Source organism: Nonomuraea turkmeniaca (assembly GCF_005889735.1).
Taxonomy (GTDB): Bacteria; Actinomycetota; Actinomycetes; order Streptosporangiales; family Streptosporangiaceae; genus Nonomuraea; species Nonomuraea turkmeniaca.
In genome coordinates, this window is sequence record NZ_VCKY01000026.1 from 54,639 (window position 1) to 68,880 (window position 14,242).

General features: G+C 70.8%; 8 protein-coding genes. 3 read left to right on the forward strand and 5 right to left on the reverse strand.

The annotated features are described in order from the left end of the window. Positions 1 to 82: 82 nt before the first annotated feature. From ETD86_RS10720 to ETD86_RS10730, 3 genes are all read left to right on the forward strand, one after another. The gene (locus ETD86_RS10720; RefSeq protein WP_138665973.1) at positions 83 to 1,084 is read left to right on the forward strand and encodes an NADP-dependent oxidoreductase; all 1,002 of its coding nucleotides are present in this window, start codon (positions 83 to 85) and stop codon (positions 1,082 to 1,084) included. Positions 1,085 to 1,205: 121 nt separating this feature from the next. Beyond that, on the forward strand, positions 1,206 to 1,985 hold the full coding sequence (locus tag ETD86_RS10725; protein ID WP_138665974.1) for an alpha/beta fold hydrolase: 780 nt from the start codon (positions 1,206 to 1,208) through the stop codon (positions 1,983 to 1,985). Positions 1,986 to 2,032: 47 nt separating this feature from the next. After that, positions 2,033 to 2,731 (forward strand): SDR family oxidoreductase, encoded by a 699-nt coding sequence (locus tag ETD86_RS10730; protein ID WP_138665975.1) that lies wholly within the window; start codon positions 2,033 to 2,035, stop codon positions 2,729 to 2,731. Between the two features lie 106 nt (positions 2,732 to 2,837). On the opposite strand, the gene ETD86_RS10735 is transcribed toward ETD86_RS10730, so the two are convergent. Genes ETD86_RS10735 through ETD86_RS10755 form a run of 5 tightly spaced genes read right to left on the reverse strand, consistent with a single transcriptional unit; the run spans position 2,838 to position 14,169 of the window. Then, positions 2,838 to 4,250 carry a condensation domain-containing protein gene (locus ETD86_RS10735; RefSeq protein WP_138665976.1) on the reverse strand — a complete coding sequence of 471 codons (1,413 nt, stop codon included), beginning with the start codon at positions 4,248 to 4,250 and terminating at the stop codon, positions 2,838 to 2,840. After that, the gene (locus ETD86_RS10740; RefSeq protein WP_138665977.1) at positions 4,247 to 4,510 is read right to left on the reverse strand and encodes an acyl carrier protein; all 264 of its coding nucleotides are present in this window, start codon (positions 4,508 to 4,510) and stop codon (positions 4,247 to 4,249) included. Before ETD86_RS10740 ends, ETD86_RS10735 begins: the two co-directional genes overlap by 4 nt. After that, positions 4,507 to 4,710: an MbtH family protein gene (locus ETD86_RS10745; protein WP_138665978.1), complete on the reverse strand. Its 204-nt coding sequence runs from the start codon at positions 4,708 to 4,710 to the stop codon at positions 4,507 to 4,509. Before ETD86_RS10745 ends, ETD86_RS10740 begins: the two co-directional genes overlap by 4 nt. A 1-nt stretch (position 4,711) precedes the next feature. Further along, positions 4,712 to 10,114, reverse strand: coding sequence for a non-ribosomal peptide synthetase/MFS transporter (locus ETD86_RS10750; protein WP_138665979.1), 5,403 nt, complete (start codon positions 10,112 to 10,114; stop codon positions 4,712 to 4,714). Then, the gene (locus ETD86_RS10755) at positions 10,111 to 14,169 is read right to left on the reverse strand and encodes an amino acid adenylation domain-containing protein (RefSeq protein ID WP_342779258.1); all 4,059 of its coding nucleotides are present in this window, start codon (positions 14,167 to 14,169) and stop codon (positions 10,111 to 10,113) included. Before ETD86_RS10755 ends, ETD86_RS10750 begins: the two co-directional genes overlap by 4 nt. Between the last annotated feature and the right edge of the window lie 73 nt (positions 14,170 to 14,242).

Sequence of the window (14,242 nt, forward strand, 5' to 3'; positions counted from 1 at the left end):
CCGTTGCGCACGTTCTGTTCGGCACTTGCCTCGGACATTTCCTTTCATTCTCATTCAGCAAGAAATCAGGAACAGAAATATCATGAAAGCATTCATCCTCGACCGCTATGGAAACAATGACAGCGTGCGCGCGGGCGTAATGCCGGACCCGGAGGTACGGGAGAACGACGTCCTGGTCCAGATCCACGCCGCAGGCGTGAACCTTCTCGATTCCAAAATCAGGAACGGAGAGTTCAAACTCATTCTGCCCTATCACCTGCCGGTCGTTCTAGGCAACGATGTGGCCGGCGTCGTGGTCCGGGTCGGGTCTCGAGTGCGGCGATTCAAACCCGGCGACGAGGTCTACTCACGGCCGGGCCAAGATCGAATCGGTGCTTTCGCGGAGCTCATCTCGATAAAAGAAGACGATCTGGCGCTGAAGCCAACGCACCTCACCATGGAAGAAGCGGCCTCCATCCCACTGGTCGGCTTGACCGCCTGGCAAGCGTTGATCGAGAAAGCGAAGCTGAAGAGCGGACAGAAAGTCCTCATTCAAGCAGGTTCCGGCGGCGTGGGAACCTTTGCCATCCAGTTGGCCAAGCATGTCGGCGCGACCGTGGCTGCGACGACCAGCACAGCGAACATCGATCTGGTCAAGCGCCTCGGCGCAGATGTCGTGATCGACTACAGGAAAGACGACTTCGAAAAAATTCTGCATGGCTACGATGTGGTCTTGCACAGCCTGGACGACGAGACGCTCAAAAATTCTCTACGAGTGCTGAAACCCGGTGGAAAGCTCATCTCGATCTCAGGCCCACCTGATCACGATTTCGCGAAACAGGTCGGGGCGCCATGGATTTTGCGGCCGGTAATGCGCGTCTTGAGCTATCGGGCCAGGCAGGCGGCGAAACGTCAGCACGTCAGCTATTCGTTTCTGTTCATGAGAGCAAGCGGAGATCAGCTGCGCGAGATCAGCGCTCTCATCGATTCGGGGATCATACGCCCGGTCGTGGATCGGGTCTTTCCGTTCGAATCGACCAACGAAGCCATGGCTTACCTCGAAACAGGACGCGCCAAAGGCAAGGTCGTCGTCAAGGTGCGATGAACATCCGGCCGCGGGCTCCGGGGGTTGCACCCGCGAACACACCGACAAGCAGGAGAGCACATCATGAGCACGTATATGGCGACGCAGCCGAGAACCGTCCGCCCGGTTCACCTACCGGCGGATGGGACAACAGCGCGGTGTCCCGCTGGTCCTGCTGCACCGCTTCCGCGGCACCATCGACTGGTGGGACCCGCAGTTCCTGGACTACCTGGCCGCCGAGCACGACGTGATCGTGTTCGACAATGTCGGGATCGGCTACGCCACCGGCGAGCCGCGCGACTCCCTGGAGGGATTCGCCGAGGGCGCCATCGAGTTCATCGAGGCACTCGGTCTTGCGCAGGCCGACCTGCTCGGCTGGTCGCTGGGTGGCATTGTGGCCCAGCACGTGGCCCTGCGACGCCCCGAGTTGGTGCGCAAGCTCATCGTGGCGGGCAGCAGCCCGGCCGCCTGGGTGCCCGGGGCGCCGCCCATGAGCGAGAAGGTCCTGGGCATCATGTCCAAGCCCGACGGCGGCGACCTTGACGACACGACGTACCTGTTCTATCCCGAAACCGACGCGGGCCGCGTCGCCGCACGCGAGCATTTCGCCCACGTCTCGACCCGGCTTGCCGCCGGCGGCCCCGGCATCTCCGAGGCAGCGGCCAAGGGCCTGCTCACCGCGGTGGCCAAGCTCCTGGAGCGCCCCTTCGAACAGGCGCGAGCAGAACTGGAAGCCATCAAGCAGCCCGTCCTTTACGCCAACGGCGTGCATGACGTGATGCTGCCCGCAGACGCTTCCTACGTCGCGGTCCAGCACCTCGACTCGGGCACTCTCATCCTCTACAGCGACGCCGGCCACGCCTTCCTGTTCCAGCACGCCAAAACATTCGCCACCGAGGTGACCCACTTCCTCGCCGCCTGACCTCGCCTACGCCACCGACACCATCTCATTTTCACCAGGAGCCTTCCATGGATCTGTCCACCAGCACCGTTCTTGTCACCGGAGCCAACCGGGGGTTTGGCCGCGCGCTCGCTGCCGAGCTGCTCGGCCGCGGCGCCTCCGTCTACGTCGGCGCCCGTAACCCCGGCCAGGTCGACCTGCCGGGCGCCAAGCCGATCGCGCTCGACGTCACCGACCCCGCCTCCGTGGCGGCCGCCGCCCAAGCCACAGGCGACGTGACGGTCCTGATCAACAACGCCGGCTCAGCCACCGGCAGCGACCTGCTCGCAGGCGACCTGGACGACATCCGCCTGGAGATGGACACCCACTATTTCGGCACCCTCTCGGTAACCCGCGGTTTCGTACCCCAGATCGTGGCCAACGGCGGCGGCGCGATCCTGAACATCCTGTCCGGCCTGTCCTGGGTCAGCTTCCCGGAGATCGGTGCCTACTGCGCCGCCAAGTCCGCGCAGTGGTCACTCACCAACGCCCTGCGCGTGCAGCTCGCCGACCAGGGCATCCGAGTGGCCGGACTGCACGTCGGCTACATGGACACCGACATGGCACGGACGGTCACCATGGCCAAGTCCGACCCCGCCGACATCGCCCGGATCGCCGTCGACGGCCTCGCCGCCGGCGCCTACGAAATCCTCGCGGACGACACCAGCCGCCAGGCACAGGCCGCGCTGGGCGCAGGCGTCACGGCGCTCTACCCGCAGCTGGTCTGAGGACCAGTCCGGTGAGCACGTGCGCCTGCCCTAGGGCCGCGACAAGCCCGCCTCACAGCAAAGCGGGCTCGCCCAGGGCACCACGATCAGGGCCTGACCCTCGCGATCACCTACCTCTCCGAGGTCCACGAAGACCTTCCCAACGGGGCTGAGGCGTCAGGCCGGCGTTGCCCCTGACGGCGGCGATGGGGACGTCCTCGGTGAGGCTCCGGACCAGCAGGGCCTCGACGCCGAGCAGCATGGCCCTCGCCGTGTCCCTGCAGAGGAACGCGGTGTCGACGATGAGGCTGAGCTGACCGGTGTCGGGGGCGGTGCCCAGGGTGAAGAACACCTTGAACCGGACACCGGGCCAGGCGTTCGTGACGTACGTACGGGTCTTCTCGGTGAGCGGGGCCAGGTTCTCGCCGGGTGCGAGGCGGGGCAGGTTCGGCCACGTTCCGTCGGCCCGCCTGTCGTTGAAGAAGGCGTCCAGGTCCGGTTCCCTGCCCCGGACGCGGCCGATCTCCGCGCGCATGGCCTGCATCTCGAAGGGGTCGTAATGGGCGTTGCGATAGGCCACGAGGGCGCTGCGGTGCGCGGCGACGCACGTGTCGGCGAAGCCGGTGGCGGGCAGGTCGAGCACGAGCAGCCCGTCCTGGCCCACGGTGCCGACCAGCGGACGGGTGCGAGGATCGCGCCGGTTGCTGTGGACGAGCTGCATGACCGCCCTCGGCCGGCCGCTCACCACGGCCAGTACGGTGGCGCAGGCGGCGATGACCACACTCGTCGTGCTGATCGTCAACCGCTCGGCCAGCCGCACGGCCGCCGCCGCGAGCGCCACCGACTCCATGCCGACCTCAATGAACCGCGGCTCCTCCGCCTCCCCAGGCGGATGGTCGAACACCTCCAGCGGGACCTCCTCCAGCACCGAGCGCCAATAACGGATCGACCGCTGCGAGCGCGCCAGGAACGGCTCCTCGCGCTCCAGTGCCGCCTGGTCCATCGGCTGCCACGTGGGCGGCGGCAGGTCGTCGCCTCGGAGCAGCTCCCGCCACTCGGCGGAGAGCAGGCTCAGCGCGTGGTAGTCCACCGCCAGGTGGGAGAAGGCGAACGCCAGGGCCCTCGGTCTGCCGTCGCGGAGTACGATGGCGCAGCGCAGCGGCAGGTCCTCGCCGTGTGCGAAGACCGTCCTGGCCAGTTCGCCGGCGATGCGCTCGGCGGTGCCCAGCGGCCCCTCCTGGCCTGCCTCCAGCAGCTCCACGCTCAGCTCACCGTTGCGCGCCACCCGCTGCACCGGTCCGTCCGAGGTGTCGGCGAAGGTGGTGCGCAGGCTCTCGTGGCGTTCGAGCATCCTGCGCAGCGCGCCCAGCACGGTGGTGAGGTCGCGCTTTCCGTGGACCGGCAGCACCCACGGGCAGTTGAGAAAGGATTGGCTGGGCCCCATCAGGTGGACGGCCCGCCACATCAGCCGCTGCCCCCAGGTCAGCGCCGCCTCACCGCCCCGCGGCCCGCTGAACGCCACCGAGGCGTTCCCGGTCATCGCGGATCCAACAGGCCCGAGACATGGGCGGCGAGGGCGTCGACGTGCTCGAAGGCGGACAGGTCGCCGCCGAGATCGACGTCCACCCCGAAGGCGTCCTCGATCGAGTCGATGAGCCGGATCCACGCCAGCGAGGTCAGGCCCAGTGCCGGCAGCGAGTGCTCGCCCGCGAGCGCCTCCTCGGCACTGATCTCGCCGCCGGACGCGTCGGCGACCATGTCCGCGAGCATCCGCTCCAGGTCCCTTCGCGCCGGCGTCACCGCGCGCCCCCGTCGGCGTCCTGGCGCAGCCGTACGCTGCGGGGCCGCATGTCCGTCCAGATCTGGTCGATGTGGTCGAGGCACTCCTGCCGGCCGCCGGTGAAGCCTGTGGCCCGCCAGCCGTCAGGGGGCTGCCGGTCGAAGGGCAGCAGCGAGTACTGGTCCTCGTCGTTGACGACCACCTGGTGTCGTTCGGTCATGTCATTCCTCCGTGGGTCGCAGGGCTCGTACGCCGACCAGGTCGTCGGCGACGGCGTCGGGCACCTCGTGGTCGAAGCGGGCCAGCGCCGGGACACGCATGGCGACCAGCGTGATCGCCACGATGACGAGGCCGAAGAGCACGTACATGAAGGCGATGCCGCGGCCGGGACCGATGCCGATGACCGCACCGACCGTGGAGGCCAGCGCGCCACCGTCCAGCAGCAGCGGGTCGAGCACCGAGGCGGCGTACGGGGCGACGAGCCCGAAGCCGATCGGCAGCGTCGACCAGGCGATGAGCGTGTTCATCGCGAACACCCTGCCGTGGAACCGCTGCGGCACCTTGACCTGCACGATCGTGGTGTAGATCCCGTTCAGCAGCGTGACCCAGGCGGTGATGCCGCACACGCCGATGGCGATCACGGTCAGGTCGGCGCGCAGGCCGGTGATGAGGCAGAAGCAGCCCAGGACGAGGCTGCACAGCAGCACCCCGCGCAGCCGCAGGCGGCGCGGGCCGCCCCAGACAATCATGACGAGCGCGCCCGCGAACGTCCCGACCCCGGCCAGGAAGGAGATCCTGCCGACGTCGGCGAGTTCGGCGAAGGCGAGCACCAGCGGCGAGAACATCAGCAGCAGCGGCGCGAGGAACACGTTCAGCACGACGAAGAACAGCAACATGCCGACGAACCCGCGATGCCCGAGCGAGTACCGCAGCCCGCCCAGGATCTCGTCCTTGATCGACTCCCGGCGCCGCCAGGGCATGGTGGCCGGGAACCGCACCAGCAGCAGGACGACGATCGCGACCGCGTAGCTGACGACGTCGAGGAGGAGGATGCCGCCGAGCCCGATGGTGGACATCAGGCCGACGGCGAAGATGGGCACCAGGAGCTGGGCGGTGCCGGTGCCGAGCTGGGTGATGCCGACGGCGTGCCCGAGATAGTGCTTGGGCACGAGCTGCGGCACGGCCGAGAAGTACGCGAGCCGCTGGAACGTGAGCGCGACCGACAGGCAGCCCAGCAGCGGATAGATCATCCCCACGGACAGGTTCCCGGTCCACAACAACACGCCGAACGCGAGCTGGATCGTGAACGCCGCGCAGTCAGCGGCCAGCATCACCCGCCGCCGGCTCGTCCTGTCGATGATCGCCCCGGCGACCGGCGCGGTCAGCAGCCCCGGCACCAGTCCCACGACCGCCATCAGGGCGAACTGCGCCACCGACCCGGTCGTGGTGTAGATCCACAGGGGGACGGCGAACTCTGTCAGCGCCGACCCCGTGGCGGACACGAGCTGGCTCATCGCGACGGCGAGGAAGCGCGGAATGCCGGGCTGCGCCCCGGCGGGAGCGGGCAGCGTGTCGGAGTGGGACACGTCGTGCAGCCACCAGGTGGCATCAGGGCGACGGGCCAGTGGCCCGGCCAGGTCACGGTGGACGGTGGTGACGATCTCGGCCAGCTCTTCCGCCCGGTATTTCAGGAAGAAGTGTCCCGCCTCCGCCAGCACGATCACGGCCGATGTCGAGGTCAGGAAATGCCATTCGCGGAAGCGTTCCTGGTAGTAGTCCGTCGCCGGGTCCTCGGTGCCCACCACGGAGATCACGGGAGCGCGCAGCCGGTCTGTGCCCGACTCGAACAGGCGGGTGTAGTACTCCTCGGCCTCCCGCGAGTCGCGGCGCATGTTCCGTACGATGCGGCGCGCCTGCGCGGGATCGAGGTCGCCCATGTCCACGCCCTGCGAGATCAGCCAGTTGACGTAGCGCTGGTCGCTGCGGAGCCGCTCGGCCTCGGCGAACCTGGCGATCCGCGACATCACGGCGCCGCGCGGCCGGGCGAAAGGGAAGATGCCGCCGATGTAGACGCCGACGAGGTCCCTTCCCGCGGCCTCCAACCGGCGGGCGATCTCCACGGTCAGGGCCGAGCCGACGCCGCAGTGGCCGTACAGGGCGATCGGGCCCTCGACCTTCTCCAGGATCTCGCGCACGCATCCGGCGGCGAGCTCGTCGAACGGCAGTCTGTCCTCGACGACGCCCACGTCGTGGCCGGGGATCGCCACCGACCACAGCGCGTGCCCGTCCGGCAGGGCGTCGGCGAGCGGCTGGTAGACGACGGCGCTGCCACCGCCGTACGGGACGCACACGTAGCTCAGGACCGGCGTCATGCTGCGGGCGGCGGTCAGCCGGTGCAGCAGCGAACGGGGCCCGCGCCGGTCCGCCGGGGTGTCGGCGAGTGCGGCCAGCTCGCGGATGGTGCGATGCTTGAACACGTCCATGACGCTGACCTCGGCGCCGGCCTGCTGGCGCAGCCGGGCCACCACCTGGGTCGCGAGCAGGGAATGCCCGCCGAGGTCGAAGAAGTCGTCGTCGACGCCGACCGCCTCGACGCCCAGCAGTTCGCCCCAGATCGTGGCCAACGCTCGTTCTGTGGGTGTGTCCGGTGCGATGAGCTCGACCGCGGCGTCCCGGGTGGCGACGGGTGCGGGGAGCCGGCGGCGGTCCAGCTTGCCGTTGGGGCTCAGCGGCAGGGCGGCGAGGGTGACGTAGCCCGCGGGCACCATGTAGTCGGGGAGCGTCTTCTTCAGCTCGGCCCGCAGGGCGGCATGGTCGAGCGCCCGTTCCAAGCCGTCGGCGGGCGGGGCTTGCTCGTCGCCCGGCGTGACGTAGGCGACCAGGCGGTCCTCGCGGACGATCACGGCCGCGTCCCTGACGGCGGGCAGGGCGCGCAGGGCCGCTTCGATCTCGCCGGGTTCGATGCGCTGGCCGCGCAGCTTGACCTGGCTGTCCAGCCGGCCGAGGAACTCCAGGGCGCCGTCGGGGCGGCGTCTGGCCAGGTCGCCGGTGCGGTAGAGCCGCGATCCCGGCGGGCCGAAGGGGTCCGGCACGAACCGCTCGGCGGTGAGCGCGGGACGGTTCAGGTAACCCCTGGCCAGGCCCGCGCCGCCGATGAACAGCTCGCCCGGCACGCCGACCGGCACCGGGGACATGGCGGCGTCCAGGACGTACAGGGTGGTGTTGGCGATGGGGGTGCCGATCGGGACGCGGGCCGAGGTGAGCGTGCCGGGGAGGCAGTGCCAGGCGGACACGTCCACGGCCGCCTCGGTGGGGCCGTACAGGTTGTGGAGCTCGGCGGCGGGGAGCGTCACGACGCAGCGGCGGGCCAGGTCGGCGGGCAACTCCTCACCTGAGCAGATCACCCGGCGCAGCGAGCCGCAGCCCGCGGCGCCGTCCTCGGCGAGGAACACGGCCAGCATCGACGGGACGAAATGGGCGGTGGTCACGCCTTCGGTGACGATCAGTTTGCGCAGGTACGCGGCGTCCTTGTGGCCGCCGGGCGTCGCGAGCACCAGCCTCGCGCCGTGGCGCAGCGGCCAGAACAGCTCCCACACCGACACGTCGAAGCTCAGCGGCGTCTTCTGCGCCACGACGTCCGCGTCGTCCAGCCGGAACCGTTCCTGCATCCAGGCGAGCCGGTTGGCGATGCCGCCGTGGGTGTTCGGCACGCCCTTGGGCCGCCCGGTGGAGCCGGAGGTGTAGATGACATAGGCGACGTCGTCGGGCCGCACGTCGGGCAGCGGGCCGGGGACGCCGGTCCAGACGTCCGGGTCGTCCAGGTCGAGGGTGATCGCGGTGGTGTGCGGCAGCGCCGGGCGGATCCTGCTCTGGGTGAGCAACGCGACCGGCGCGGCGTCTGCCAGCATGAACGCCACCCGGTCCGGAGGATAGTCGGGGTCGATCGGCAGGTACGCCGCACCCGCCTTGAGCACGCCGAGCAGGCCGGGCAGCAGTTCCAGCGAGCGCTCGGCGCACACCGCGACCACCGACCCGGGGCCCACGCCGAGACCGCGCAGGGTGTGCGCGACCCGGTCCGCCGCCGCGTCCAGCTCGCCGTACGACAGTGAACGCCCTTCGCAGCGCACCGCGACCGCGTTGGGCGTACGCGCCGCCTGCGCCTCAACGGGGCCGTGCAGCGTGGCCTCGCCGGGGAAGTCGGCGGCGGTGTCGTTCCATTCGTCCACGACCAGGCGGCGTTCGTCCTCGCTGAGCAGGTCGATCCGCGTCAGCCGGGAGTCGGGCCGGGCGACGACCTGTTCCAGCAGCGTGCGCAGGTGACCGGCCAGGCGCTCGATGGTGTCCGGCTCGAACAGGTCGGTGTTGTAGATGAACATCCCGCCCGAGTCGTCGCCGGCGTAGAGCTCCAGGTCGTACCGGGTCGCCCAGGCGTCCACGGGGAAGTCGGCCACGGTCAGCCCGGCGGGCGGGTCGATGGCCTCGTTCCGGTAGTTCTGCATCGCGAACATGACGCCGAACAGCGGCGACCTGGACACGTCGCGCGGCAGGTCCAGCTCCGAGACGAGCTGCTCGAACGGCAGTTCCTGGTGGGCGAAGGCGTCCAGGGTGACGTTCCGCACCCGGTCGAGCAGCTCCGCGAACGTCGGATCGCCCGTCAGGTCCACCCGCATGGTCAGCATGTTCACGAAGCACCCGATCACGCCGTCCAACTCCGGAACCTGGCGGCCGGCCACCGGCGATCCCACGGCGACGTCGGAGGCGCCCGCGTACCGGCCGAGCAGCGCGGCGAGCGCCGCCAGCATGACCATGTAGGGCGTGGCCCGGTGCTCGCGGCCGAGCCGCGCCAGCCCGGCGGCCGCCTCTGGATTCAGCGAAAACGTGTGCGCGGCGCCGGTGTAGGTGCGTTCCGGCGGGCGGGGCCGGTCGGTCGGCAGGTCCAGCGGTTCCAGACCGGCCAGCCGGTCCCGCCAGAAGTCCAGGTCGCGCCGGGAGGGTTCCAGGCCGCGCTGCCAGGCCGCGTAGTCGCCGTACCCCACCTGCGGGGAAGGCGGCGTGACGCCGTCGTAGCGGGCGAAGACCTCGCGCATCAGCACGTCGGCCGACCAGCCGTCGGCGGCGATGTGGTGCACCGCGACCACCAGTACGTGATCCTCGTCGCCCAGCCGGAGCAGCAGCGCCCGCGCCACCGGCCCCGCCGCCAGGTCGAACGGCATCGCCAGGAACTGCTCCACCAGCGCCTTGGCGGCGGCCTCGCCCGGCGCGTCGCGCACGGTGAGCGGTAGCGTGGCGTCGTGGGCGAGCACCACGCGCGGCCGTCCGTCCTCGGTGCCGGGGAAGCGCATGCGCAGCGCGTCATGCCCGGCCACCACGGCGTCGAGCGCGGCGGCCAGCGCGCCGGCGTCCAGCGGGCCGCGTAGCCGCAACCTGATCGGGATGGTGAGCTGGGCGGTGCCCGGCGTGAACTGTTCCAGGAACCACAGCCGCTCCTGCGCGTGCGACAGCGGCGGCGGCTCGGCACCGGGCCGCGCGGGAATCGTACGCCGCGGCGCCGCGGCCGCTCCGCGCCGCAGCCGCTGCGCCAGCAACGCCTGCTTGGTCGCCGACAGGGCCTCCGAGTCGGTCACCTGCCCACCTCCAGGTCCAGCAGGCCGGCCGCCTCCGCGTCGGAGAGCGCGGACAGCTGCTCGATCAGCAGCTTCTCGACCGCGGTCGCGAGCCCGGCGACGGTCGGGTGGTCGAACACCGTGCGGATCGGCACCTCCGTGTCGAGCCCGTTGCGCAGCAGGGCCGCGACCTGAGTCGCCAGCAAGGAATGCCCGCCAAGGGCGAAGAAGTCGTCGTGGACGCCGACCGCCTCGACGCCCAGCAGCTCGCCCCAGATCCCGGCCACCAGCGCCTCGGCGTCCGTGCGCGGCGGCACGAACTCCGCGGCGGGGGCGGGTCCCGGCGCGGGCAGGGCCGCCGCGTCCACCTTGCCGGTGATCGTGAGCGGCAGCGCCGCCAGCCTCACCCAGGCCGTGGGCACCAGGTGGGCCGGCAGAGCCGCGGCCAGGTGCAGGCGCAGGTCGTCCGGCTCGGCCGGTCCGACCACGTACGCGATCAGCCGTTCCCCGTCCGCCGTCACCACCGCCTGATGGACACCCGGATGGGTCAGCAGGGCGGCCTCCACCTCACCCGGCTCCACCCGGAAGCCGCGTACCTTCACCTGCGCGTCGAAGCGGCCCAGGAACTCCAGGGTTCCGTCCGGTCGCCGCCTTACCCGGTCGCCCGTCCGATACAGTCTGGATCCTGGTGGGCCGTACGGGTCGGGGACGAACCGGTCGGCCGTCAGCGCCGGGCGTCCCAGATAGCCCCGCGCCAGCCCTTCGCCGCCCAGGCACAGCTCGCCGGGGAAGCCCGGCGGCACCGGCTCGCCGTACCGGCCTAGGACGTACGCCGCCGTGCCGCCGATCGGCCTGCCGATGGGCGGGCGGCGACCGGTGTCCGCCTCGCCGAGATCGGCCGCCGTGGCGATGACGGTGGCCTCCGTCGGCCCGTACGTGTTGACCAGCCGTATCCGGTCGCCGAACCTGTCCCGCCACCTGTCCACCGCCGCCGCGTGCACCTGCTCCCCGCCGATTATCACCAGCCGCAGCGACTCCGGCCAGGTCACGTTGTCGAGCGCCTCGGTGAGCCGGTGCCAGTAAGCGGTGGGCAGATCCAGCACGGTGACCCGCCGACCGGCCGCGGTACGCAGCAGGTCCGGCAGCGCCGCGGCACCGTCGGGCAGCAGCAGCACGCCCGCACCCGCCGTCAGCGCCGGGTACAGCTCCTCGACATGGGCGTCGAAGCTGAGCGACGCGAACTGCACGACCCGGTCGTCCGGCCCAACGCCGTACGCCTCCCGCATCCAGCGCACCCGCCCGGCCAGGCTGCCATGCTCGACCAGCACACCCTTGGGCCTGCCCGTCGATCCGGACGTGTAGATCACGTACGCCGGGTCGCCGGGCTCGACCGGGTCCCAGCCGCCGAACCACCGGTGGCCGCCGTGCCCGGACTCGTCGGCGGTCACGAGCACGACCGTTTCCCGCGGCAGCCTCCGCGCGAGCACGGCATCGGTCACCACCAGGCGTGCGGCACTGTCCGTGATCAGGAAGGCGAGCCGTTCGTCGGGATAGTCCGGATCGAGCGGCAGGTACGCGCCACCGGCCCGCCACACGGCCAGCAACGCCACGACCGCCTCGGCCGACCGCCCCAGGCACACACCCACCACGCACCCGTCGGCGACGCCGCGCCGCCGCAGGGCCGCCGCGAGCCGCGCCACCCTGGCATCGAGCTGCGCGTAGCTCATCTGCTCGTCACCCCACAGCAGCGCCGTGGCATCAGGAGTGGCGGCGATCGCCCGTTCGATGAGCACGGGCACCGTCTCCGCGTCGCCGCGACGGCCATCCACGTCATCCCGCGCCAAGACGGCTGTGCCCGAGCCCGTCAGGACGCCCACGTCGGAGCCCGTCAGGACGGCGGCGTCGGAGCCCGTCAGGACGCCCACGTCGGAGCCCGTCAGGACGGCGGCGTCGGAGCCCGTCCGGACGCTCACGCCGGAGCCCGTCAGGACGGCGGCGTCGGCGTCCGTGAGCATCGGCAGCCGCGAGATCGGGGTGCCGGGGGCGTCCGCGATGCCCCGCAGAAGGACCTGCAACCGCGCCGCCAGCCCCTCTACGGTGGCCGCGCGATACAGGGTGGCGTCGTAGCCGAACACGGCGAGCAGGCCCTGCTCGTTGCGCCAGGTCTCCAGGGCCAGGTCGAACTTGGCCTGGCGATACCCGCCGTCGAACAGCTCCACCCCCAGGTCGCCGACCCGCTCGGGCGGAGTCCCGTCACCGGCCTGACTGTGCAGGATGATCATGGTTGCCAGCAGCGGATTGTGGCGGATGTCGCGCGGCACGCCCAGCCCGCCGATGAGCCGTTCGAACGGCACGGTCCGGTGGGCGTGCGCGTCGAGCAGGGTACGGCGGGTCGCGCCGAGCAGGTCGGAGAAGGCCGGGTCCCCCGAGAGATCGCCGCGCAGGACCAGCGTGTCGGTGAGGTATCCGATCACCGGCTCCAGCTCCACCCGGTCCCGGGTCGCCCACGGCGTGCCTACCAGGATGTCGCTCTGCCCCGTGTGCCGGCCCAGCAACACCTGATAGGCGGCGACCAGCACCATGAACAGCGACACGTTGTGCTCCTGCGCCAGCCGTTCCAGCCGCGCCACCACCTCCGCGGGCACCCGGAACGAGTGGAAGGCGCCCTCGGGCCGCTCCCCACCGGGCAGGTCGGCAGGCAGTTCCAGCATGGGCGGGTCGGCGAGTTGCCTGCGCCAATACGCCAGCGACTCCTCGGCGGCCTCGCCGGAGTCCTGCTCCCGCTGCCACAGCGCGATGTCGCCGTACTGCACCCGGAGCGGCTCGAGATCCGGCTCCTCGTCCTCCACCCGGGCCAGGTAGAGAGCGAACAGGTCGTCGAACAGGATCCCGAGCGACGACCCGTCCGCAATGATGTGGTGCAGCACGAAGCACAGCACGTGGTCGCCAGGCCCGAGCCTGAGCAGGCTGATTCGCAGCGGCGGCGCCCCCGCCAGGTCGAACGGCGCGTTGGTGCGGTCGGCGACCAGCCGCAGGGCCTCCTCCTCCGCGACGGCCGAACCCTCCAGGTCAAGGTGTTCGACGGAAACGGGGCCGGGCGGATGAATGACCGTGATCGGCTCGCCGTCGACGTCGGCGAACGACGTGCGCAGGCTCTCGTGCCGGGCCACCACCGCGTCCAGCGCCTCCCCGAGCGCACCGGTGTCCAGCTCGCCACGCAGCCGCAACACGAGGTACATGTTGTACGAGGCGTCGCCCGGATCGAACCGCTGCAGGAACCACAGGCGCTCCTGCGCGAACGACAGCGGCGGGTCAACACCCTCCGGACGGGGCGGCACCTCCATCGGCAAGCCGTCCCCTTCGTCCGCCGTGGCCTGCTCCCCACGTAGCCGGACGATCTCCTCGACGACCCCGCCGATGGTGGGATCTTCGAAGAAGGCGTCCAGCGACACGTCCACACCGACGCTCTCCCAAATCCGAGCCGTGATCTGCGTGATGGTGAGCGAGTGCCCGCCGAGCTCGAACAGGTCGTCATCGGCGCCGACGTCGTCCAGTGCCAGCACCTCACACCAGATCCGCCGCACCTCCTCGACCAGCACCGCCCCGCCGCCCGAGCCGGAGCCGGAGCCGGAGCCGGAGCCGGAGCCCGAGCCCGAGCCGGAGCCGGAGCCGGCGACAACGCTGTCCGACGACCTCGCCGCCGATTCGGCAGGCTCAGGGAGCGCCGCGCGGTCCAGCTTGCCGATGGGGTTCAGCGGAAGGGCGTCCAGCACGACGTACGCGCTCGGTGTCGTGGCCGCTGGCAGGGTCCTGGCCAGGTGGGCGGCGAGCGTTCCCGCATCGGGGGTGGCCGCGCCGGGCGCGGGGACGACGTACGCGATCAGGCGGTGATCGTCCGCCTCCCCGCCGCGGACGATCACCGCCGTCTCGCCGACCTGGGGGTGCTCCAGCAACCGCGTCTCGATCTCGCCGAGCTCAACCCGGTGGCCCAGCAGCTTGACCTGCCCGTCCTCGCGGCCGAGGAATTCGATCTCGCCGTCGGCACGGTAGCGGGCCAGGTCGCCGGTGCGGTACATCCGCGCTCCGGGAGGGCCGTAAGGGTCGGGAACGAACCGTTCGGCCGTACGCCCCGGCCTCCCCCGGTAGCCC